Origin of the sequence: Kitasatospora sp. MAP5-34 (assembly GCF_029894335.1) — a bacterium.
Lineage (GTDB): Bacteria > Actinomycetota > Actinomycetes > Streptomycetales > Streptomycetaceae > Kitasatospora.
Window position 1 is genome coordinate 86,220 of the sequence record NZ_JARXZC010000025.1, and the last position, 21,924, is coordinate 108,143.

Consider the following 21,924-nt stretch of genomic DNA (forward strand, 5'->3'; position numbering starts at 1 on the left):
CGTCGCCCTACGACAGGGCCTCCCACCAGCCGCTGAGCTCGGGCGGGTTGTCCACGTCGACGCGCTCGCCCGGGCGGGGGACGGCCAGCGGTACCGCCTGCGCCTTGGCCTCCGCCAGCAGGCGTTCGATCGGCTCGGACCACGGGTGCAGGCCGAGGTTGAAGGTGCACCAGTGGACGGGGACGAGCAGTTCGGCCTTCAGGTCCTGGTGGGCCCGGACGGCGTCCTCGGGCGTCATGTGGATGTCGGCCCACGCCTCGTCGTACGCGCCGATCTGTACCAGCGCCGCGTCGAACGGGCCGTGCTGCGCGCCGATCGCGGCGTAGCCCTCGAAGTAGCCGGAGTCGCCGGTGTAGTACACCTTGCGGGACGGGCCCGCGATCACCCAGGAGCCCCAGAGTGTGGTGTTGCGGGTGGTGGAGCGCCCGGAGAAGTGGTGGGCGGAGGTGAGGGTGAGCGTCAGGTCGCCCAGGGTGCAGGTCTCGTCCCAGTCCAGCTCGATGATCCGGTGCTCCGGGACGCCCCAGCGGCGCAGGTGGCCGCCGATGCCCAGCGGCACCGCGAAGGGCGCGGACTGGGAGATGACCAGCCGCTTCACCGTCGCCATGTCCAGGTGGTCGTAGTGGTCGTGCGAGATGAGCACCGCGTCCACCTGCGGCAGCTCCTCCAGCTCGACGGGCACCGGGTGCAGCCGCTTCGGGCCGACGTGCGCGGCGGGGGAGCAGCGGTCGCTCCAGATCGGGTCGAGCAGCACCCGGGTGCCCTCGATCTCGACCAGGGCGGAGGCGTGCCCGTACCAGACGACCTCCACGCCCGCGGCGGCCGGCCGCTGCGGGCCGCCCTCGGGCCGGACGGTCGGCACCGGCAGGACCGGGCGGCGGCCCTCCCGGTCGAACAGCATCCGCTGGACGGTGGCGCGGTTGATGTCCGGGGTCTCCCGGGCCGACCGGACCACGGCGGAGGGGGCGTTGTGGAACACGCCGTCGCGGTACTGCGGCGAGTTGCGGATCCGGGCGGACTCGGTGTCCGGACGCCGCCCGAGGGCCGCCGGGAGGTCCCGCAGGGCCCAGGCGACGGCGCCCGCCGTCACGGCCAGGGCAGCCAGGGTCAGGCGCGTGGTCCTGCCGCCGGAGCTGGGTTGTGCCTCGCTCATCCGCGTCATCGCTTTCGTTGTCACCGGAGGTGGGGCGTGATCGTCCGGGGGGATCGCCCAGGGTGATCGTGCCGCTTCGGCACCGGCTGTCATGACTCCCGGGGCCTTGAGATCAACGGGTCCGACCCGTCCGGTTGTTCCCGATCCGGGCGGCGGGACGTCCGAGCCGGTGTTACCGGGGTGATTGTCGGGATACGACAGTTCGCGCCGGACGGACCTGTGGGAGCTGGACCCGTCGCACGCTGGACCGGACCGATAGCGTCACACTGCGTACGCGCACGCCGCGTACTTCTGCGGTCCGGTCGGCATCAGACGTGCTCACCCCGCATGGCCGCTGTCAACCAAGGAGAGAGGTGGATCGTTGAGCCGCTCGGTTCTCGTCACCGGAGGTAACCGGGGCATCGGCCTCGCGATCGCCCTGGCCTTCGCCGAGGCGGGCGACAAGGTCGCCATCACCAGCCGTTCGGGGGAGGTCCCGGCCGAACTGGCGAAGTACCAGGTCATCGCCGTCCGTGCGGACATCAACGACGCCGCACAGGTCGACGCGGCCTTCACCGAGGTCGAGGCGGCGCACGGGCCGGTCGAGGTACTGGTCGCCAACGCCGGCATCACCAAGGACACCCTGCTGCTCCGGATGACCGAGGAGGACTTCACCTCGGTCGTTGACACCAACCTCACTGGTGCCTTCCGGGTGGTCAAGCGGGCCTCCGGCAAGATGCTGCGGGCGCGCAAGGGGCGGGTCGTCCTGATCTCCTCGGTGGTCGGGCTCTCCGGCTCGGCCGGGCAGGCGAACTACTCGGCGTCCAAGGCGGGCCTGGTCGGCTTCGCCCGTTCGCTGGCGCGTGAGCTCGGCTCGCGCAACATCACGGTCAACGTGGTCGCACCGGGCTTCGTCGACACCGACATGACGGCGGTGCTCACCGACGAGCGCCGCAAGGAGATCGTCGCGAACGTCCCGCTGGGCCGTTACGCCGCGCCCACCGAGATCGCGTCTGTCGTGCGTTTCCTCTCGTCGGACGAGGCCGCATACATCACCGGAGCCGTCATTCCCGTAGACGGCGGATTGGGCATGGGTCACTGAGCATGAGCGGCATTCTTGAGGGCAAGCGCATTCTGGTCACCGGCGTACTCCTGGAGTCGTCGATCGCCTTCCACACCGCCCGGCTCGCCCAGGAGCAGGGCGCCGAGATCGTCCTCACCGGCTTCGGCCGCCTGAGCCTGGTCGAGCGAATCGCCAAGCGTCTCCCGACGCCGCCCGTGGTGCTGGAGCTGGACGTCTCCAACAACGAGCACCTGGACTCGCTCGCGGACCGCGTCCGCGAGCACCTGCCGACGCTGGACGGTGTCGTCCACTCGATCGGCTTCGCCCCGCAGGACGCCCTGGGCGGCAACTTCCTGAACACCCCGTGGGAGTCCGTCGCGACGGCCATGCAGGTCTCGGCGTTCTCGCTGAAGTCGCTCACCATGGCCTGCCTGCCGCTGATGCAGGACGGCGGCTCGGTGGTCGGCATGGACTTCGACGCCCAGGTCGCCTGGCCGAAGTACGACTGGATGGGCCCGGCCAAGGCCGCGCTGGAGGCCACCTCGCGCTACCTCGCGCGCGACCTCGGCGAGCGCGACATCCGCTGCAACCTGATCTCGGCCGGCCCGATCGGCTCGATGGCCGCGAAGTCCATCCCGGGCTTCGAGACCCTGGCCGACACCTGGGACCAGCGCGCCCCGCTGAAGTGGGACATCTCCGACCCGGAGCCCGCCGCGCGCGGCGTCGTGGCCCTGCTCTCCGACTGGTTCCCGAAGACCACCGGCGAGATCATCCACGTCGACGGCGGCCTGCACGCGATCGGCGCGTAGTACGCGCCGTTTTTCAAGGGGCGCGAGGAACTGCGCGAGTTCGGAAGGCAACAGGCCGGAGCCTTCCGAACTCGCGCAGCTCCTCGCGCCCCTTTTCCGTGGTTGCCGCGCTGCCTCAGGCGTCGCCGCAGGCGCCGATCGACCTGGCGGCCTCGAAGGAGGCGCGCGGGGCGTCGCCCGCGCGGATCGCGTCCAGGATGCCGTCGTGCCCGAGGTACTTCTCGGCGATCAGTTCGGGGCCGACGTCGTGCCGCAGGTTCGCCCGCAGCACCTCGCCGAGGTCCGCGTACACCGCCGAGATCACGTCGTTGTGGGCGGCCGCCACCACCGCCTGGTGGAACGCGGCGTCGGCCTGGACGAAGTCCTCGGGATCACCGGCCGACCAGGCCCGCTCGCGCCTGTCCAGGGCGGTCTCCAGCAGCTCCAGGTCGCGATCCGTACGGCGCGCCGAGGCCAGCCCGGCGGCCGAGCTCTCCAGCATCGCCCGCAGCTCCGCGACCTGCTCCTGGTCGGCGTCGGCGAACCGCCGGTGCATCACCCCGGCCAGCTCGCTGGTGGCCAGCACGTACGTCCCCGAGCCCTGCCGGATGTCCAGCAGCCCGTTGTGGGCCAGTGCCCGGACGGCCTCCCGCACGGTGTTGCGGGCGACCCCGAGCTGCTCCACCAATGCGGTCTCGGTCGGGATCCGTGAACCGACCGGCCACTCGCCCGAGGTGATCTGGGTGCGCAGCTGGCCGATCACCTGATCGGACAGCGGGGTACGCCGGGTGGTCGACAGCGCCATGGCTCCCTCTCCTGGATCTACTTGACGGTGTTCAGAGTACCGGGGTGCACATATTCATCCCATCATTCTATGATGGCCGCTATGTCCACCGCAGCAGAGATCTCCGACAAGGCGAGCACCCCGCCCGCCGGCCGCGCCACGCCAGCCGCCACCCCCGCGCCCGCTACGACCGCCGCCCTGCTGGCCGGCCACCGAAGCAAGTACCTGGCCTGGCTGCTCGCCGTCGCGATCGCCGCTGCCGCCTTCAACCTCCGCCCGGTGGTCACCAGCCTCGGGCCGATGCTCGACCAGGTCCGTACCGGCCTCGGGATGAGCGCGACGGTGGCCGGGCTGCTCACCGCCGTGCCCTCGTTCTGCTTCGCCGTCGTCGGTCTCGCCGCCCCCGCAATGGCCCGCAGGTTCGGCCCGATCGCGGTGGTCACGGCCGGGATGGCCGCCATCACGTTCGGCGTGCTGGCCCGTTCCTTCGCCGGCGGCACGGCGGTCTTCCTGCTGCTGACCGCCGTCGCGCTGGCCGGTGTCGCGGTGTCCAACGTGCTCATCCCGGTGGTCATCAAGCGCTACTTCCCGGACAAGGTCGGCCCGATGATCGGGCTCTACTCGATGGCGCTCTCGGCCGGCACCGCCCTCGCAGCCGCCGTCACCGTCCCGCTGACCAGCGCCCTCGGCGGCGGTTGGCGGATCGGGCTGGGCGTCTGGGGCCTGCTGGCGGCGGCCACCCTGGTGCTCTGGCTGGTGATGGTCCTGCTGCGCCGCGAACGCTCCGGCGCGGCCGGGGGCCAGGCCGCCGCCCGGCTGCCGATCCTGCGCAGCCGTACCGCCTGGGCGCTCGCCGTCTTCCTGGGCCTGCAGGCGACCAGCGCGTACGCCACCATGGGCTGGCTGCCGAAGATCTACCAGGACGCGGGCATCTCGGCCGGTACCTCCGGCGTGCTGCTGGCGTTCGTGATGGCGATCGGCGTACCCGCCTCCTTCGTCCTGCCCAACCTCGCCGCCCGCAGGGGTGACCAGCGGATCTTCGTGGTGGTGCTGGGCCTGTGCGGCATCGCCGGGTACACCGGCCTGGCGCTGGCGGCCGACGCCGCTCCCTGGCTCTGGGCCTGCCTGGTCGGGTTGTCGATGTGCGCCTTCCCGCTGGCCCTGACCATGATCGGCCTGCGGGCCCGGACCTCCGGCGGCGTGGCGCAGCTGTCCGCCTTCGCCCAGGGCCTCGGCTACCTGATCTCGATCCCCGGCCCGATCCTGATCGGCACCCTCTACCAGTCCACCCACGCCTGGTACCTGCCGCTCGGCTTCCTGGCCGTACTGCTGGTCCCGCAGATGGCCGTCGGCCTGCGCGCCGCACGCCCCCGCCACATCGAGGACGAGACGGGGCTCGGCCGGTAGGCAGGAACCGGTCGGTCACGACAGGAGCCCGGGGCGCTGCTCGATCGAGCAGCGCCCCTGTCGTTGAGGTGAGCAGTACCGGGTGGCACCAAGCCGTACCAAGCCGTACCAAGAGCTGGTCAAGGGCCGAGGGCCGATTTCGGCGCCGCCGCCCGCAGGTGCGAGACTCGGCGCCATGCCAGTTCTCGAACCCAATCCCCAAGACGGCCAGAAGAAGCTGCTGCAGCTGATGGGCGTCATCGTCCTCATCGTGGTCGCGGTGTCCATCGTCGCCGTCATCGCCCGCAACATCGGCTGACCGGGCCGATCCTGCTCAAGGCCCCGGCGCCAGGTCGGCGGGCGGGCTCCACTCCTGCGGGTGGTGCCTCCCCGGGCGCCGCGCCCGGCGGCCGGTTTTCTGCAAAGCTCTAGAGGTATGAGCGCCGACACACCCCGAAGGATCACTGTTCTCCGTCACGCCAAGGCCGACTGGCCGGACGGGGTCGCCGACCACGAGCGGCCGTTGGCCGACCGTGGCAGGCACCAGGCACCGGAGGCGGGCCAGTGGCTCGCGGCCTCCGGAGTCCACCCCGACTACGTGCTCTGCTCCACCTCGCTGCGCACCAGGGAGACCTGGAAGCTCGCGGCCCACGAGCTGCCCACCCGGGCCCGTAAGACCGTCTTCGAGGAGCGGGTCTACGAGGCCAGCCCCGGCGAGATCATCGCCGTGCTGCAGGAGACCCCGGAGGAGTTCACCGACCTGCTGCTGGTCGGCCACAACCCGGGCGTACTGGGCCTGACCCAGATCCTGGCCGGTTCGGGCGGCGACGCGGACGCGCTGGAGCGGCTCCGCCTCGGCGGCTTCCCGACCGCCGCCATCGCGATGCTGAGCTTCGCCGGCCCGTGGAAGGGCCTCGAGCCCGGCGCGGCCCAACTGGACGCCTTCTACACGCCCCAGGACTGATCAGCAGGGGGCGCGGGGAACTGCGCGAAACCGGATGGCGACAACCTGTGCCCTCCCACCTCGTGCAGCCCCCCGCGCCCTGGGCTCAGTGGTCCGGACGACCCCCGTCCAGAGCGTCGGCCGCCTCGACCTCCTCGCGGGTGATCCCCAGCAGGTAGAGCACGGTGTCCAGGAAGGGCACGTTCACCGCCGTGTCGGCGGCCTCCCGGACCACCGGCTTCGCGCAGAAGGCCACCCCGAGCCCGGCTGCGTTCAGCATGTCCAGGTCGTTGGCGCCGTCGCCGATCGCAACCGTCTGCTCCAGCGGCACCTTCGCCTGCTCGGCGAACCGCCGCAGCCAGCGCGCCTTCCCGGCCCGGTCCACGATCTCGCCCGTCACCCGGCCGGTGAACTTCCCGTCCACCACCTCCAGGGTGTTGGCCGCCGCGAAGTCGAGGCCGAGCTGCTCCACCAGATGGTCCGTGACCTGGGTGAACCCGCCGGAGACGATCGCCACCTGGAAGCCGAGCCGCTGGAGCGTACGGATCAGGGTGCGCGCCCCCGGCGTGAACCGGACCTCGGCCCGGACCTTCTCGGTGACCGCCGCGTCCAGCCCGGCCAGCAGGGCGACCCGGGCCCGCAGCGACTCGGCGAAGTCCAGCTCGCCGGCCATCGCGGCGGCCGTCACCTCGGCGACCTCCGCCTCGCAGCCTGCGTGCGCCGCGAAGAGCTCGATCACCTCGTCCTGGATCAGCGTGGAGTCCACGTCCATCACCACCAGGCGCTTCGCCCGGCGGTGCAGCCCGGCCTCGACGACCGCGATGTCGACCCGCTGGGTGGTCGCCTCGACGACCAGCTCGGAGCGCAGTCGCTCGGTGGCGACGCCCGAGACCGCCAGCTCGACGGCGACCACCGGGTACTTGGCGAGCCGGAACACCCGGTCGATGTTGCCGCCGGCCTCGGTGATCCGGGCGGTCAGCGCGGAGACAGCGGTGGCCGTGAGCGGGTGGCCGAGCACGGTCACGTGCGAGCGGCCCTCCCGGCGCGGCCGGTTGTCGCCCGTACCGGAGATGATCTCGGCCTGGAGCCGCTGCTCCTCGGCCCACCGGTGCACGGTGGACCGCAGGGCGCCCTCGGCGTCCGGGGCGCCACCCGCCGGGGGAGTGACCAGGGCGCACAGCGTTATCCGGCCACGGGTGACCAGCTGCTCGATGTCGATCACCTCGACCCCGAAGTCGCCGAGGGTGGCGAACAGGCCCGTGGTGATACCGGGACGGTCCTTGCCGAACACCTTGACCAGCAGCGTGCGCTCGTCGTCGAAGGTCCGGGGCTGCGGGGCGGGGGCGGGCTCTGCGGCCGGAGGCAGTGCGTTCATGGTGCGTCCCACGCTACCGGGCGGGCCCGGCCGTCCGGCGCAGCCGTCCGCTTCCTGGACGTGACGTTCGTGTTGCCACGATGTTCCGCCGAGGTCCCGTCGCAGTCACAGTCGGTGGAGCCGACTTTCACCAGGCGGCGCCCGGCTGGAATGATGCGCCTCAGTCGGATAGCGGATCAGCCGGGGGACCGGAGAGCGGGCGGGCGGACAGTGCCGCAACTGGTAGCAGACATCAACGGACAGCGGCGGGTCCTGGAGCCTGAGCGGTCCTACACCCTCGGACGCGACCCGAACTCGGACTTCCGTTTCGAGGACGCCCGGGTCTCCTGGCGGCACGCCACCATCTCCTTCAACGGCACCGGTTGGCAGCTGGAGGACCACGGCAGCACCAACGGGACGTACGCCGGAGCCGGCCGCACGCTGCACCTCCCGCTGCTGCCCGGCACGACGGTCAACCTGGGCAACGCCGAGAACGGCCCCCGGCTGACCTTCACCGCTCCCGCGCCCACCCCCGCAGTCCCGGCCCAGCAGGCGGCCCACCAGCCCGCCGAGCCCGCCTGGCACGAGGCGGCCACCAGCCGCAGCCCGGCTCCGGCGCCCGCGCCGGCCCACGCGCCCCCGGCCTGGCCGGCCCACCTCCAGTCGCCCGCCCAGCCGCAGCCGCAGGCGTCCTGGGGGCCGGCGGCCGCCTCGGTGCCGCCGCAGCAGGGCGTCCCCGGCCCGCCCGCCGGCGGCCGGGCCAACCCGACGATGATCCGTAACCTCACTGCGGCCATGCGGGTGATCCGGATCGGCCGCGCCCTCGACAACGACATCGTGGTCTCCGACCTCCAGGTCTCCCGTCACCACGCGGAGCTGCGGCAGCTGCCCGACGGCCGGTACGAGATCGCCGACCTCGGCAGCCACAACGGCATCTTCCTCAACGGCCAGCCCGTCCAGCGCCAGCTGGTCGGCCAGTACGACCGCCTGACGGTCGGCCACTCCACCTTCCAGCTGGTCGGCGACCAGCTGCAGGAGTTCGTCGACGACGGCGCCGTCACCTTCTCCGCCTGCCACCTGACGGTCGAGGTCGACCACAAGGGCGGCAAGAAGGTGCTGCTCGACGACGTCAGCTTCTCCGTCCCGGAGAAGTCCCTGGTCGCCGTCATCGGTCCCTCCGGCTCCGGGAAGTCCACCCTCCTGCGCGCTCTCACCGGCTACCGCCCGGCCGACCGCGGCGACGTCCTCTACGACGGCCGCAACCTCTACAAGCAGTTCGCCGAGCTGCGCTCGCGGATCGGCCTGGTGCCGCAGTCGGAGATCCTGCACAAGGAGCTGACCGTCCGCAGCGGGCTCAAGTACGCCGCCCGGCTGCGCTTCCCCGGCGACACCGAGGCCGCCGAGCGCGAGCGCCGGATCGACGAGGTGCTGTTCGAGCTGCGCCTGGACAAGCGCGCCGACAACCGGATCACCGCGCTCTCCGGCGGCCAGCAGAAGCGCGTCTCGGTCGCCCTGGAGCTGCTCACCAAGCCCTCGTTGATCTTCCTGGACGAGCCCACCTCCGGCCTCGACCCGGGCATGGACCGCGAGGTCATGCAGACCCTGCGCGGCCTGGCCGACGACGGTCGGACCGTGCTCGTCGTCACCCACTCCGTCGCCGAACTCGCGCTCTGCGACCGGCTGCTGGTGATGGCTCCGGGCGGCTCGGTGGCGTACTTCGGGCCGCCGGACGAGGCGCTGCACTTCTTCGGCTACCAGACCTGGGCCGACGTCTTCCAGGCTTTCGAGAACTACCCCGAGCACGACTGGGCCGGGCGCTACCGGGGCTCGGTGCACTACCAGCAGTACTCGGCGGACGTGGACTCCGTCGCCGCGCAGTCCCTCTCGATCACCCGCGAACGGGCCCGGCCGCTCAAGCCGCAGAGCTGGGGCTCGCAGCTCTGGACGCTGATCCGCCGTTACCTGGCGGTGATCGCCTCGGACCGGGGGTTCCTCGGGCTGTCGCTGCTGCTGCCGCTGGTCCTCGGGGTGGTGAGCGCCGTGATCCCGGACGACTGCGGGCTGGCCGCCTGCGCCGGCACCGGCCGCAACGACGTCTCGCGGATGATCCTGCTGGTGCTGGCCTTCGGCGCCTGCCTCTCCGGCTGCGCGAACTCGGTCCGTGAGCTGATCAAGGAACGGGCGATCTACGAACGGGAACGGGCCACCGGGCTCTCCCGGTCCGCGTACCTGATGTCGAAGATCATCGTGCTCGGGGCGGTCAGCTTCGTCCAGGGCGCGCTCATCTCGGCCATCGGCTTCGGGGTGCGCACCCTGCCCGCCGAGGGGCTGATCCTCCAGCACTCGCCCGCCGTCGAGATGGCGTTCGGCATCATCCTGCTCAGCTTCACCTCGATGATGGTCGGCCTGGTGATCTCGGCCCTGGTCAAGACCGCCGAGAAGACCATGCCGCTGCTGGTCATGTTCGCCATCATCCAGATGGTCTTCACCGGCGCGATCTTCCAGCTCTTCGACAAGCCCGGCCTGGAGCAGCTCGCCTGGCTGATGCCCGCCCGCTGGGGCGTGGCCGCCACCGGCAACACCCTCGACCTGGCCCACATCTCCCCGGTGGTCAACACCAGGCCGGGCGCCAAGCCCGTGCTGGACGCCATCTGGGACCACTCCGCCGCCCACCTGATCACCAACTGCCTCGCCCTGGTCGTCATCTCGGTCGGCCTCGCGTTCCTCGTCCAGCGCCTCCAGCGCCGCCACGAGCCGGAGGTCATGCAGCGCGGCTGACGCCTGGTCTCTGGGCTGAGAGCAACCGGGGCAGGGCGGGGGGAACGGTGCGATCAACCGTGCACGTGCGTCGTGGGCTGGTCGCGCGCGCAGTCAATCAAAAGGGGCCCCGCGCCCCTGTTGCGGTTGCCCCATCTGCCTAGGTCCACCGACGTACGTCCGGACCTGCGGGGGACGGAGGTCAGGGCGGTGGGGGCGACGGTAGCGTGAGGGCATGCCGACCGATGGAGTTCCCCGCTGCGACCCGTCCCTGAGCGGGATCGAGGCCGTCAGTGCGGCGGTGCTGGAGATGAGCCGGCACCTGGAGGTACGGGAGGTGCTGCGGCGGATCACCGCCTCCGCCCGCAGCCTGCTCGGTGCCGAGTACGCCGCCCTCGGGGTGCCCGACGACCACGGCGGGTTCGCCCAGTTCGTGGTGGACGGCGTGACCGACGAGCAGTGGAAGGCGATCGGCCCGCTGCCCCGCCAGCACGGCGTCCTCGCCACCATGCTGCACGAACTGACGCCCACCCGGCTGGCCGACGTCCGGCAGGCCCCCGCCTTCGAGGGCTGGCCCGAGGCGCATCCCGACATGAAGGACTTCCTCGGGATGCCGATCATCGACGGCACCGAGATCCTCGGAGCCGTGTTCCTGGCCAACAAGGAGGGCGGCTTCACCGCCCACGACGAGGAACTGCTCCGGATCCTCGCCGCCCACGCCGCCCTCGCCCTCGGCAACGCCCGCCTCTACGAGCGCAGCCGGGAGCTCACCCTGGCCGGCGAACGTGCCCGGATCGCCCACGACCTGCACGACGCGGTCTCCCAGAAGCTCTTCTCGCTGCGCCTGACCGCCAAGGCCGCCGCCAAGCTGGTCGACCGCGACCCGGCCCGGGCCCGTGCCGAACTCGCCGAGGTCGCCCGGCTGGCCGCCGAGGCGGCCGACGAGCTGCGGACCGTGGTGGTCGAGCTGCGCCCCGCCGCGCTGGACGAGGACGGGTTGGTGGCGACCCTGGCGTCCCAGGTGCAGGTGCTCGACCGGGCGCACTCGGCCGTCGTGCGCTTCGCCACCCAGGGTGTCCGGACCCTGCCGCCGGCTCAGGAGGCGGCGGTGCTGCGGGTCGCCCAGGAGGCGCTGCACAACGCGCTGCGGCACTCCGGGGCGGCCAACGTCGACATCACGCTGAGCGGGACACCCGCCAGGGGCGCCGTCCTGCGGGTCGCCGACGACGGGCGCGGCTTCGACCCGGACTCCGTCCGCCGCGCGGGCCGGCACCTCGGCCTGGTGTCGATGCGTGACCGGGCGGCGGCGGTGGGCGGCAGACTGTCCCTGGAATCGGCCCCGGGCAAGGGGACCGTCATCGAGCTGGAGGTCCCAGGTGCCTGACCTGACGTCACCGATCCGCGTGCTGCTGGTGGACGACCACCAGGTGGTTCGGCGCGGCCTGCGCACCTTCCTGGAGGTCCAGGACGACATCGAGGTGGTCGGCGAGGCCGCCGACGGTGCCGAGGGCGTCGCCCGGGCCCAGGAGCTGCTGCCCGACGTCGTCCTGATGGACCTGAAGATGCCCGGTGTCGACGGCATCGAGGCCCTCAAGCTGCTCAAGGAGCAGGGCAGCGCGGCCCGCATCCTGATCGTCACCAGCTTCACCGAGCACCGCACCATGGTCCCCGCACTGCGGGCCGGCGCCGCCGGTTACGTCTACAAGGACGTCGACCCGGAGGCCCTCGCCGGGGCGATCCGCTCCGTCCACGCCGGCCACGTCCTGCTGCAGCCCGAACTCGCCGAGGCCCTCCTCTCCGAGGACTCCCCCCGCGCCCCGCAGGGCCGGGGCGGCACCCTGACGGAGCGTGAGCGCGAGGTGCTCGGCCACATCGCCGACGGCCGCTCCAACCGCGAGATCGCCCGCAGCCTCCACCTCTCCGAGAAGACGGTCAAGACCCACGTCTCCAACATCCTGATGAAGCTCGACCTCTCCGACCGCACCCAGGCCGCCCTCTGGGCCGTCCGCAACGGCGAGGCCTGACAGGTTTTTTCAGGGGCGCGGGGAACTGCGCGCTCAACCATGCAGATACGTTGCGCCCTGGTCGCACAGCTCCCCGCGCCCCCTGCGGTTACCGTCGCTGTTCGTCGGGCAGGGAGTTGTACGCCGCCACCTGCGCCCGGCGGGCGACCCGCTGAAGGGGCGCCAGCGCTTCCCGCCGCGCCGTCATCTCCGAGGCGCTGACCGCCGCGCCGTGCCCGCTCAGCGCGATCGACAGCAGCGCCGAGATCTGCCGCGCGGACTCCAGCACCCGCACCGCGCGCGGCGGGTACCCGGGCGCCAGCAGCTCCGCGTGGCCGCGCCGACGGTACGCCTCGAGGGCCCGCAGCGCTTCGGGCCCGGCGCCCGCGACGTCGAGCTTCGTCAGCAGCAGGGTGGTCTCCCGCAGCCCGTCCGCGAGCTCGCGCTCGGCCTCGTGCAGTGACGGGACGTCGGCCGGCGGGCTGTCGTTGACCACCGAGCAGCGCCACAGCACCGTCACCGCCTGGTCCCCGGCCGGGCCGAACACCTCGACCTCCGGTACCAGCCCGAGCGGCAGCCCGAGCGCGAGCACCGCCTCCCCGGCGGCCATCGCGCGGGTGTTGAACTCGGCCGGCCCGGTCAGCCCGATCGGATGCCCGGCCGACGGCAGGGCGAGCCGCAGCCCTGTGACGCCCAACACCCGCAGCCGCCCGAGCGCCCAGGTGAGCCCGTGCAACTCTCCCGCCGGATCGCCCGGCAGCCCGGTCACCCGGTGCGTCTCGTCGTCGCCCAGCACGGCCGCTGCGGCGTTGTCCGGCGGCGCGAAGCCGCCCAGCAGGGCGTTGCCCCATGCGGTGAGCCGCCCGGAGCGGGGCTCTTCGTACGGATTGTCAGCGGGAGTAGCGAGCATCGGGCCAGCCTACGGAATGACCGGCTACCCAGGTGGCGTAGGTTTGCCCTGTGCTGCGAGCGGCGCACCCCTCCCAGCCTTACCGGGCAGCCGGAGTATGCTGCCCGCCCGCACCGACTAGTCGAACGAGTGGACCGCACCCGAGGACCCGCGCGCAGGCCCTCGGACGGCCGAATTCTGCATTGGGGAAGGCGTAGGCATGAGCGACGTGCTGGAGCTGGTGGACGTATCCGTGGTCCGGGAGGGCCGCGCGCTTGTCGACCAGGTCTCCTGGTCGATCTCGGAGGGCGAGCGCTGGGTGATCCTGGGCCCCAACGGCGCCGGCAAGACGACCCTGCTGCAGGTCGCCTCCACCTACCTCTTCCCGAGCACCGGCCAGGCCGCGATCCTCGGCGAGAAGCTCGGCTCGGTCGACGTCTTCGAGCTGCGCCAGCGGATCGGCCTGGCCGGCGCCTCCATGATCGACAAGTTGCCCGCCGACCAGACCGTGCTGCAGAGCGTGCTCACCGCCGCGTACGGGATGACCGCCAGCTGGCGCGAGCAGTACGAGACCACCGACGAGCAGCGGGCCCTTGTCCTGCTCGACCGGCTCGGCATGGCCGACTACACGACCCGCAAGTTCGGCACCCTCTCCGAGGGCGAGCGCAAGCGCACCCTGATCGCCCGCGCCCTGATGACCGACCCCGAGCTACTGCTGCTGGACGAGCCCGCCGCCGGTCTCGACCTCGGCGGCCGCGAGGACCTGGTCCGCCGCCTCGGCGCACTGGCCCAGGACGCGTACGCCCCGGCGATGGCGATGGTGACGCACCACGTCGAGGAGATCGCCCCCGGCTTCACCCACGTGCTGATGATCCGTCAGGGCAAGGTGCTGACCGCCGGCCCGATCGACACCGAGCTGACCGCCCGCAACCTCTCGCTCTGCTTCGGCCTGCCGCTCACCCTCGAGCGCCACGGCGACCGCTGGTCCGCGCAGGGCCTCCCGCTGGGCTGATCCGCCTCAGAGCGTCTGGAGGATGGCTGAACTCGGGCTGCTCGCACGGACGGCCGGTTTCGTCCGGTCACCTGCGGGAACTTTCAGCCGGGAGAGTCCTCCCCTCCCTAGGATGGTCCCGTGGATAGCTGGATCTGGTGGCTGCTCGTCGCCGTTGCTCTGGGCGTTCCGTTGGTGTTCACGGCGCTGCCGGAGTTCGCCATGTTCGCCATCGGGGCCGGTGTCACCGCTCTCGCCGCAGTGTTGGGCGCGGGGGCGGTGCTGCAGTTCGTGGTGTTCGTGGGAGTCTCGGTAGCCATGTTGGCGTTCGCCCGCCCGATCGCCTACCGGCAGATCCGGCGGGGTCCGGGCGTCAAGATGGGCATCGAAGCGCTCACCGGCGCCACCGCGTTGGTGAAGGAGCGGGTCGACGGGGAGGGCGGGCGGATCAAGCTGAACGGCGAGATCTGGTCGGCCCGAGCGCTCCACCCCGGCAGCGTTTACGAGCCGGGGGAGCACGTCGACGTCGTCGAGATCCAGGGCGCGACCGCCCTGGTGGTCTAGGGTCCGTTCAGTTCCGTTCTGTTCAAGGTCTTTCAGGGGAGAAGTCCGTGGAACCCGTCCTTATCGTGCTGGTCGTCCTGGTCGTGGTGGCCTTCATCGCATTGATCAAGACGATCCAGGTGATCCCACAGGCCAGTGCCGCGATCGTCGAGCGTTTCGGCCGTTACACCCGCACGCTCAGCGCGGGCCTGAACATCGTGGTCCCGTTCATCGACAACGTGCGCAACCGGATCGACCTGCGCGAGCAGGTCGTGCCCTTCCCGCCGCAGCCGGTGATCACCCAGGACAACCTGGTGGTCAACATCGACACCGTCATCTACTACCAGGTCACCGACCCGCGCGCCGCGACGTACGAGGTCGCCAGCTACATCCAGGCGATCGAGCAGCTCACCGTCACCACGCTCCGCAACATCATCGGCTCGATGGACCTGGAGTCGACCCTGACCTCCCGTGAGGTCATCAACGCCGGTCTGCGCGGCGTCCTGGACGAGGCCACCGGCAAGTGGGGTATCCGGGTCAACCGGGTCGAGCTCAAGGCGATCGAGCCGCCGACCTCCATCCAGGACTCGATGGAGAAGCAGATGCGCGCCGACCGTGACAAGCGCGCCGCGATCCTCACCGCCGAGGGCGCCCGGCAGGCCGCGATCCTGCGCGCCGAGGGTGAGAAGCAGGCGGACGTGCTGCGCGCCGAGGGTGAGGCCCAGGCGGCGGTGCTGCGCGCCGACGGCGAGGCGGCCGCCATCCGTACGGTCTTCGAGGCCATCCACGACGGCGACGCCGACCAGAAGCTGCTCGCCTACCAGTACCTGCAGACCCTGCCCGAGCTGGCCAAGGGCGACTCGAACAAGCTCTGGATCATCCCGAGCGAGGTCGGCGACGCCCTCAAGGGCCTCGGTGGCGCGTTCGGCGGCATGAACGGCGGCTTCGGCGGCAACGGCGCGGCTCCGGCCGCCCCGGTCGCGCCGCCCTCGACCCAGGTCCCGCTGGACAAGGGCAACCACACCGCCGGTCCCCGCCCGCTGAACACCGAGAAGGGCACCGCCCGCCCGCGCGTCGAGCCGAACCGCGAGTACCCGACGATCGACCCCGAGTAGTAACGACGTCAGCCGCAGCAGGGACGCGGCTCTGCCCGTCCCTGCTGCTCGGCTGCCTCCGTGTACCGGATACCGGAATGCCCTATCCGCCGCGCCGCAGGCTGCTGCATGATCGTGCCTGACAGCACCGCTGGAGGGACACGCACATGACGTTGTGGGAGGGGCTCGCCGTTCTGGCGGCCGGTGTCGGGGCGGGGACGATAAACGCGGTCGTCGGCTCGGGCACCCTGATCACCTTCCCCGTCCTACTCGCCTTCGGCCTGCCGCCGGTCACCGCCAACGTCTCCAACACGCTCGGGCTGGTCCCCGGCTCGATCAGCGCCACCGTCGGCTACCGCCGCGAACTCGTCGGCCAGGGCCGCAGACTCCGCCGCCTGGGCACCGCCTCGCTCCTCGGTGGCCTGCTCGGCGCCTATCTGCTCATCAGACTGCCCAGCAAGGCCTTCGACTCGATCGTCCCCGTGCTGATCCTGCTCGCCCTCGTCCTGGTGGTGATCCAGCCCCGGGTGGCACGCGCGATGGCGGCTCGCCGACGGGACGAGGACGGCGCCCCGGAGGCCGGCCCGGTCCTGCTCGGCGGGGTCTTCCTGGCCGGCGTCTACGGCGGCTACTTCGGCGCGGCCCAGGGCGTCCTGCTGATCGCCATCATGGGCATGTTGCTGCAGGACAGCATGCTGCGCATCAACGCGGCGAAGAACGCGCTGGCCCTGATCGTCAATGCCGTCGCCGCGATCTTCTTCCTCTTCGCCTCGTCCATCGACTGGACGGCCGTCCTGCTGATCGCCGTCGGCTCGGTGCTCGGCGGGCAACTCGGCGCCAAGGTCGGCCGGCGGCTCCCGCCGACCGCCCTGCGCGGGCTGATCGTGGTGATCGGGCTGGTCGCCGTCACCAGACTGCTCATCGCCTGACTACGGCTGACGAACTTCCGGCCCGTCGCGAGGTGTCGGCGCCGCTCATGGTCCGGGGTCTTCCTATGCTCGTCGGAGCGTCCCTTCTCCTGAGGAGAGAACAACCGTGAGCAGCAGAACCCGTCTGACCGAGGACGAGATCACGGCGGGCCTGGCGGCCCTGCCCGACTGGGCCCGGGTGGGCGACTCGCTCACCCGTACCGCCGAGACGGCGAGCTTCCCGACCGCGATCCGGGTGGTCGACGCCATCGCCGAGAAGGCCGAACAGCTCGACCACCACCCCGACATCGACATCCGCTGGCGCACCCTCCGGTTCGTCCTCTCCACCCACAGCGCGGGCGGCCTGACCAGCCTCGACCTCACCCTCGCCGCACACATCGACGAGGCCCTGCGCACCACCGGCTGAGCGCCGGTCGGTCCGGTTCCGACCAGTCGGTCCGTCCGTCGTGAGATGCTGACAGCTTGTAGCAAGCAGTCTGGACGGACGGAACGCATGGCTCAGGAGCACTCCGGTACGGCCGGGCAGGAGCCCGCCGGGTACGACTACCAGCAGCCCTGGTACCCACCGCAGCAGGAGCCGGTGGGGGACCAGTGGGGCGGCGGATACCAGCAGCAGCCGTACCCGGGTGCCGACCAGCAGGGCTGGGGCACACCGGGCGCCGAGCCCTGGCCGTCCGAACTCCCGCAGCAGCACGCCCCCGAGGGCTACTACCCGACCGCGCCCGCGACCGGGTACGCCGGGTACGAGCAGCAGCCGCCCGTTGGTGACGCGGGCAACGGCTACGCGCCGTACGCGGGTACCGAGCAGCAGCTCTACGCCCCGCCCGGCGCCGACGGCTACTACGGCAGCTACGGGTCGGACCAGCCCACCGGGGTCATGGATCAGGCGTCGTTCACGGAGCCGGCCGCCGAGCCGTTCGCTACCGAGCCGTTCAGTACGGAGTCGTTCAGCACGGAACCGTTCGCTGCCACCCCCTTTGCCGCAGCGGCCCGTACCGGAGACCCGTCCGGCGACTTCTCCGACGACTTCTCCGAGGCCGAGGAGCAGCCGCCCGCCGAGTCCACCGGCCGGCTCTCGCTCGTCGAACGGGCCAAGGCCGCCGCCGACGCGGTGATCTCGGCGGAGCACGCCCCCAGCAAGCGCGCCCTCGCGATCCGCGCCGGGGCCGGGACCGCCGCCCTCGTGGTGCTGGTCACCGCAGGCTTCCTGGCCACGGGCAGCAGCGGTGGCGGCAGTACCGGCACTGCCGCCGGTGACTCCGGCGCACCGGCCCCCGGCTTCGCCGTCGCCCACGCCAAGGCCTGGTCCGCCCAGCCCGCCGCAGCTGCGGCCGGTGCCGACGACACCCTGGTCGGCAGCTGGCTGCTCAGCGACGCCGTGGTCCGGGCCGACAGCAGCGGTGTACACGCCTACGCCCTGGCCGACGGCAAGCCGACCTGGACGGTGGCTCCCCCGAACCAGGGCGCCGCCGCCTGCGGACTCTCACCCACGGTGGGTGCCACCGGCCTGGGCGCCGTCCTGTTCCGCCCCCAGGCGGATCCGAACAGCCCGTGCAGCCAGCTCGTCGCCGTCGACACCAAGACCGGCAAGACGCTCTGGACGAAGTCCCTCTCCACGGCCCAGAACAACTACGCCGCGCACGTCGCCGTCGCGGGCGACAAGGTCGTCGCGGTCGGCGACGACAAGGTGTCGGCCTGGGCCGCCGCCGACGGCCAGGACGCCTGGCAGTACGCCGGGCAGGGCAAGTTCTGCAGCCTGTCGGGCAGCGCGAGCGGCAGCACCGTCCTGCTGCACAGCAGTTGCGCCGACAGTGCACCCGTCGACCAGGCGGTCGCGCTCAACACCGCTGACGGCAAGGTCAAGTGGTGGCGCGGCCTCAACAACCAGCCGAAGACCGTCACCGTGCTCTCCGCCGAGCCCGCCGCCGTCCTCACCACGGGCGACAAGCCCACCGACGACCGGATCTTCGCCTGGGGCACCACTGGAGACCCGGCCGCCGAGATCCCCGTCTCCACGGACACCGGCCGGCTCGACGCCGCCCGGGGCACCTTCGATGCCGTCCCCAATGTGTTCTTCCAGGACCACGCCATGGTGACCACCCTGACCCCGGCCGACGGCAGCACTCCGGCGGTCACCGCCTACGACCTGACCACCGGCAAGGCGCTCTGGAAGACCACGCCCACCGAGAAGGGCAAGACCCGCGCCGTCGGCTTCGACGGGGGCGCCCTGGTGCTCGCCGTGGACGAACGCCTGGACCAGCCGGCCCACCTCAGCCGCTTCGCGGTCACCGGCGGCCAGGAGAGCGCGGGCGGCTCCTACCCACAGGGCACCGGCTCCCTGCTCACCTCCGGCCGGGTCCTGGCCGGCGGCGGCAAGTTCATCGTGCTACCCGAGCACTCGGCCAACTTCGGCATCTCCACCGCCTTCGAGGCCAAGAGCTAGCCCAGCAGGCGCACCGATCAGAATCGGGCATCCCAGGGGCGCGGGGAACTGCGCGAAACGGAAGGCAACGACCCGCCCCCTCCCACCTCGCGCAGCCCCCGCGCAGCCCTTACGCTGCCGCAGGCAACCACGCGGCGAGCTCGCTCAGCTCGCTGCCCCGCAGGCCGAGGGCCAGCATCAGCGTGGCCCCCGGAGTCGGCTCGAACGGTCTACGGAGCAGCCGCATCCCGGCCTGCTCCGGCGTCCGGTCGGCCTTGCGTTGGTTGTCCTCCGCGCAGGCCGCCACGGTGTTCAGCCAGCTGTCGGAACCACCGCGCGACCTCGGCTGCACGTGATCCACGGTGGTGGCCCGCCGCCCGCAGTACGCGCAGAGGTGCTGGTCGCGGACCAGAACCCCCCGGCGCGACCACGGCGCCCGTTGTCGGAACGGCACTCTCACGTACCGCTGAAGTCTGATCACCCGGGGTACGGGCACGGCGACGCCGGTACCGCGCACCATCCGCAGCGGATGGGCGTGCTCGACCACGGCCTTGTCCTGCAGTACGAGGACGACGGCGCGCTGGAGCGACACCGTGGTCAGAGGCTCGTAGCTCGCGTTCAGTACCAGCGTGTTGCGCATCCCGGCCACACCTCCCTGAGCGGCTGTGCCCGACGGCCCAGCCGTCCCGTCTGCCGCCCTGTGGCGGGTCGCTCCACTGTGAACCGGTACCGGCCCCGCGAACAACGGAATTTCCGCGCTCTGACTGGCCTGCCCTGAAACTCGCTGGCCAGGACCGCGTAGTCTCTAGAACGCTGGAGCCGCCCCAGGCGAGCGGCCCGATGGACCGGGCCCGCACACTCGCCCGGCGCCCGATCGAAGGAGAAGCGTGACCGTGACGGACATCGTCGACGAGCTGCGGTGGCGAGGGCTGATCGCCCTGTCCACCGACGAGGACGCACTGCGCAAGGCGTTCGCGGACGGCCCGGTCACGTTCTATTGCGGCTTCGACCCGACAGCCCCGAGCCTGCACCTCGGCAACCTGGTGCAGATCCTCACCATGCGCCGCATCCAGCTGGCCGGAAACCTCCCGCTCGGCCTGGTCGGCGGAGCCACCGGCCTGATCGGCGACCCCAAGCCGACCGCCGAGCGCGTCCTCAACGACCCCGAGACGGTGGCCGCCTGGGTCGACCGTCTGCGCGGCCAGATCTCCAAGTTCCTCGACTTCGAGGGGGAGTTCGCGGCCCGTATGGTCAACAACCTGGACTGGACGTCGGGGATGTCGGCTATCGGCCTGCTGCGCGACATCGGCAAGTACTTCCGGGTCAACAACATGATCGCCAAGGAGGCCGTCGCCCGACGGCTCAACTCCGACGCGGGCATCAGCTACACCGAGTTCAGCTACCAGATCCTCCAGGGCATGGACTACCTGGAGCTGAACCGGCGCTACAACTGCACCCTGCAGACCGGCGGCAGCGACCAGTGGGGCAACCTCACGGCGGGTGGCGACCTCATCCGTAAGGCCGAGGGCAAGTCCGTCCACTCGCTCGCCACCCCGCTGATCGTCAAGGCGGACGGCACCAAGTTCGGCAAGACCGAGTCCGGCACCATCTGGCTGGATCCGGAACTCACCACGCCGTACGCCTTCTACCAGTTCTGGCTGAACGCGGACGACCGGGACGTCTCGAACTTCCTCCGCATCTTCTCCTTCCGCTCGCACGAGGAGATCGAGGAGCTGGAGCGCGAGACCACCGAGCGCCCCGCCGCCCGCCTGGCCCAGCGCGCCCTGGCCGAGGAACTCACCACGATGGTCCACGGCGCCGACCAGTACGAGCGTGCGGTCGCCGCCTCCAAGGCCCTCTTCGGCCAGGGCGACCTGGCCGAACTGGAGCCCGCGACCCTCGCCGCCGCCCTCACAGAGGTCCCGAAGGCAACGGTTACCGAGCTCCTCACGGTGGTCGACCTCCTGGTCGAGACCGGCCTCGCCCCGAGCCGCTCGGCCGCCCGCCGCACGGTGAAGGAGGGTGGCGCCTACCTCAACAACACCAAGGTCACCGACGAAGAGGCCGCGCCGGCCGAGTCGGACCTGCTGCACGGCCGCTGGCTGGTGTTGCGCCGGGGCAAGCGCAACCTGGCGGCAGTCGAGCTGGTGTCGGCCTGAGGCCGACTGGCTGAAACCGAGCCCCGGGTGAGCTGGGGCTTCGGGTGAGAGGGGCCGGATCTGGACAGATCCGGCCCCTCGGTGTTTGACGGACACCTGTGGTTGGCCTAATGTAGTCCGAGTCGCCTGATTCGGACGGGCAGACGGGACAGCCACTCGGCCGGCCCCGACCGGCCGAGATCACAGGCGGATCCCTTAAACCGACGAGTGATTACTCGCGCGCTCTTTCGATTCACTTCGAGAGGGAAAAGCGGAGCAAATAACTCTGATAGAGTCGGGGAGCGCCGAAAGGCACAAGTAAATCAGATAAATGAAACTCCGGAAAACGGAGTGGAAATAATCTGCTAAGCTGGAAACACGAACGAAGCGCCCGGAGAGCTTGCGAGAGCGGCTTGAAGGAAGCGTCCGTTCCTTGAGAACTCAACAGCGTGCCAAAAGTCAACGCCAGATATGTTGACATCCCCGGCCTCGATCACTGATCGGGGTTGGAGATTCCTTTAGTAGTAAAAACACAGCGAGGACGCAGTGCACGGGACCTCCCTATTCCGGAGGTTGTCGTGCCGCTCAACGCGGGTGTGGCTCGATTACGAGCAGACATTCACGGAGAGTTTGATCCTGGCTCAGGACGAACGCTGGCGGCGTGCTTAACACATGCAAGTCGAACGATGAAGCCTTCGGGTGGATTAG

At 71.1% G+C, this 21,924-nt stretch carries 20 protein-coding genes and 1 rRNA gene; 16 read left to right on the forward strand and 5 right to left on the reverse strand.

Annotated elements, in window-relative coordinates:
* Window positions 1-7 precede the first annotated feature (7 nt).
* Window positions 8-1,162 carry an MBL fold metallo-hydrolase gene (locus P3T29_RS20750; protein WP_280718034.1) on the reverse strand — a complete coding sequence of 385 codons (1,155 nt, stop codon included), beginning with the start codon at window positions 1,160-1,162 and terminating at the stop codon, window positions 8-10.
* Between the two features lie 352 nt (window positions 1,163-1,514).
* Here P3T29_RS20750 and fabG point away from each other — a divergent pair, with 352 nt between their 5' ends.
* The gene (gene fabG, locus P3T29_RS20755; protein ID WP_280718035.1) at window positions 1,515-2,234 is read left to right on the forward strand and encodes a 3-oxoacyl-[acyl-carrier-protein] reductase; all 720 of its coding nucleotides are present in this window, start codon (window positions 1,515-1,517) and stop codon (window positions 2,232-2,234) included.
* A 2-nt stretch (window positions 2,235-2,236) separates the two neighbouring features.
* Window positions 2,237-3,004, forward strand: coding sequence for an enoyl-ACP reductase FabI (gene fabI / locus P3T29_RS20760; RefSeq protein ID WP_280718036.1), 768 nt, complete (start codon window positions 2,237-2,239; stop codon window positions 3,002-3,004).
* 115 nt (window positions 3,005-3,119) lie between these two features.
* Here the strand turns inward: fabI and P3T29_RS20765 are convergent, their stop codons facing one another.
* Window positions 3,120-3,788, reverse strand: coding sequence for a FadR/GntR family transcriptional regulator (locus P3T29_RS20765; RefSeq protein ID WP_280718037.1), 669 nt, complete (start codon window positions 3,786-3,788; stop codon window positions 3,120-3,122).
* 81 nt (window positions 3,789-3,869) lie between these two features.
* On the opposite strand from P3T29_RS20765, the gene P3T29_RS20770 reads away from it, so the two are divergent.
* The 3 genes from P3T29_RS20770 (at window position 3,870) to P3T29_RS20780 (ending at window position 6,117) form a co-directional block, all read left to right on the forward strand.
* On the forward strand, window positions 3,870-5,174 hold the full coding sequence (locus P3T29_RS20770) for an MFS transporter (protein ID WP_280718038.1): 1,305 nt from the start codon (window positions 3,870-3,872) through the stop codon (window positions 5,172-5,174).
* A gap of 175 nt (window positions 5,175-5,349) precedes the next feature.
* Window positions 5,350-5,472 (forward strand): SGM_5486 family transporter-associated protein, encoded by a 123-nt coding sequence (locus P3T29_RS20775; protein WP_280718039.1) that lies wholly within the window; start codon window positions 5,350-5,352, stop codon window positions 5,470-5,472.
* Between the two features lie 117 nt (window positions 5,473-5,589).
* Window positions 5,590-6,117, forward strand: coding sequence for a histidine phosphatase family protein (locus tag P3T29_RS20780; protein ID WP_280718040.1), 528 nt, complete (start codon window positions 5,590-5,592; stop codon window positions 6,115-6,117).
* An 85-nt stretch (window positions 6,118-6,202) separates the two neighbouring features.
* On the opposite strand, the gene serB is transcribed toward P3T29_RS20780, so the two are convergent.
* On the reverse strand, window positions 6,203-7,471 hold the full coding sequence (gene serB, locus P3T29_RS20785) for a phosphoserine phosphatase SerB (RefSeq protein WP_280718041.1): 1,269 nt from the start codon (window positions 7,469-7,471) through the stop codon (window positions 6,203-6,205).
* Between the two features lie 210 nt (window positions 7,472-7,681).
* Here serB and P3T29_RS20790 point away from each other — a divergent pair, with 210 nt between their 5' ends.
* From P3T29_RS20790 to P3T29_RS20800, 3 genes are all read left to right on the forward strand, one after another.
* Entirely contained in the window at window positions 7,682-10,228 is a 2,547-nt protein-coding gene (locus P3T29_RS20790) for an ATP-binding cassette domain-containing protein (protein ID WP_280718042.1), read from the forward strand.
* Window positions 10,229-10,442: 214 nt separating this feature from the next.
* Complete coding sequence (locus tag P3T29_RS20795) at window positions 10,443-11,591, forward strand: GAF domain-containing sensor histidine kinase (RefSeq protein ID WP_280718043.1); 1,149 nt, start codon at window positions 10,443-10,445, stop codon at window positions 11,589-11,591.
* A 1-nt stretch (window position 11,592) separates the two neighbouring features.
* Window positions 11,593-12,231: a response regulator transcription factor gene (locus tag P3T29_RS20800; RefSeq protein WP_280718060.1), complete on the forward strand. Its 639-nt coding sequence runs from the start codon at window positions 11,593-11,595 to the stop codon at window positions 12,229-12,231.
* Between the two features lie 88 nt (window positions 12,232-12,319).
* Here the strand turns inward: P3T29_RS20800 and P3T29_RS20805 are convergent, their stop codons facing one another.
* Entirely contained in the window at window positions 12,320-13,120 is an 801-nt protein-coding gene (locus P3T29_RS20805; protein ID WP_280718044.1) for a hypothetical protein, read from the reverse strand.
* A 199-nt stretch (window positions 13,121-13,319) separates the two neighbouring features.
* Between P3T29_RS20805 and P3T29_RS20810 the strand changes: the two genes are divergently transcribed.
* The 6 genes from P3T29_RS20810 to P3T29_RS20835 all read left to right on the forward strand — a co-directional run bounded on the left by P3T29_RS20810 (window position 13,320) and on the right by P3T29_RS20835 (window position 19,099).
* On the forward strand, window positions 13,320-14,111 hold the full coding sequence (locus P3T29_RS20810) for an ABC transporter ATP-binding protein (protein WP_280718045.1): 792 nt from the start codon (window positions 13,320-13,322) through the stop codon (window positions 14,109-14,111).
* A 120-nt stretch (window positions 14,112-14,231) separates the two neighbouring features.
* Complete coding sequence (locus tag P3T29_RS20815) at window positions 14,232-14,654, forward strand: NfeD family protein (RefSeq protein ID WP_280718046.1); 423 nt, start codon at window positions 14,232-14,234, stop codon at window positions 14,652-14,654.
* A gap of 47 nt (window positions 14,655-14,701) precedes the next feature.
* Entirely contained in the window at window positions 14,702-15,748 is a 1,047-nt protein-coding gene (locus P3T29_RS20820; RefSeq protein WP_280718047.1) for an SPFH domain-containing protein, read from the forward strand.
* A 146-nt stretch (window positions 15,749-15,894) separates the two neighbouring features.
* Window positions 15,895-16,656, forward strand: a complete 762-nt coding sequence (locus P3T29_RS20825) for a sulfite exporter TauE/SafE family protein (protein WP_280718048.1) — start codon at window positions 15,895-15,897, stop codon at window positions 16,654-16,656.
* Window positions 16,657-16,762: 106 nt separating this feature from the next.
* Complete coding sequence (locus tag P3T29_RS20830) at window positions 16,763-17,062, forward strand: 4a-hydroxytetrahydrobiopterin dehydratase (RefSeq protein WP_280718049.1); 300 nt, start codon at window positions 16,763-16,765, stop codon at window positions 17,060-17,062.
* Between the two features lie 87 nt (window positions 17,063-17,149).
* Window positions 17,150-19,099, forward strand: a complete 1,950-nt coding sequence (locus P3T29_RS20835) for a PQQ-binding-like beta-propeller repeat protein (RefSeq protein WP_280718050.1) — start codon at window positions 17,150-17,152, stop codon at window positions 19,097-19,099.
* Window positions 19,100-19,208: 109 nt separating this feature from the next.
* Here P3T29_RS20835 and P3T29_RS20840 read toward each other — a convergent pair whose 3' ends face one another.
* Complete coding sequence (locus tag P3T29_RS20840) at window positions 19,209-19,718, reverse strand: HNH endonuclease (protein WP_280718051.1); 510 nt, start codon at window positions 19,716-19,718, stop codon at window positions 19,209-19,211.
* Between the two features lie 253 nt (window positions 19,719-19,971).
* Here P3T29_RS20840 and tyrS point away from each other — a divergent pair, with 253 nt between their 5' ends.
* Together tyrS and P3T29_RS20850 are read left to right on the forward strand one after the other, a co-directional pair.
* On the forward strand, window positions 19,972-21,237 hold the full coding sequence (gene tyrS, locus P3T29_RS20845; protein ID WP_280718052.1) for a tyrosine--tRNA ligase: 1,266 nt from the start codon (window positions 19,972-19,974) through the stop codon (window positions 21,235-21,237).
* A 597-nt stretch (window positions 21,238-21,834) separates the two neighbouring features.
* Window positions 21,835-21,924: ribosomal RNA gene (locus tag P3T29_RS20850) — 16S ribosomal RNA — on the forward strand; the annotation flags it as partial.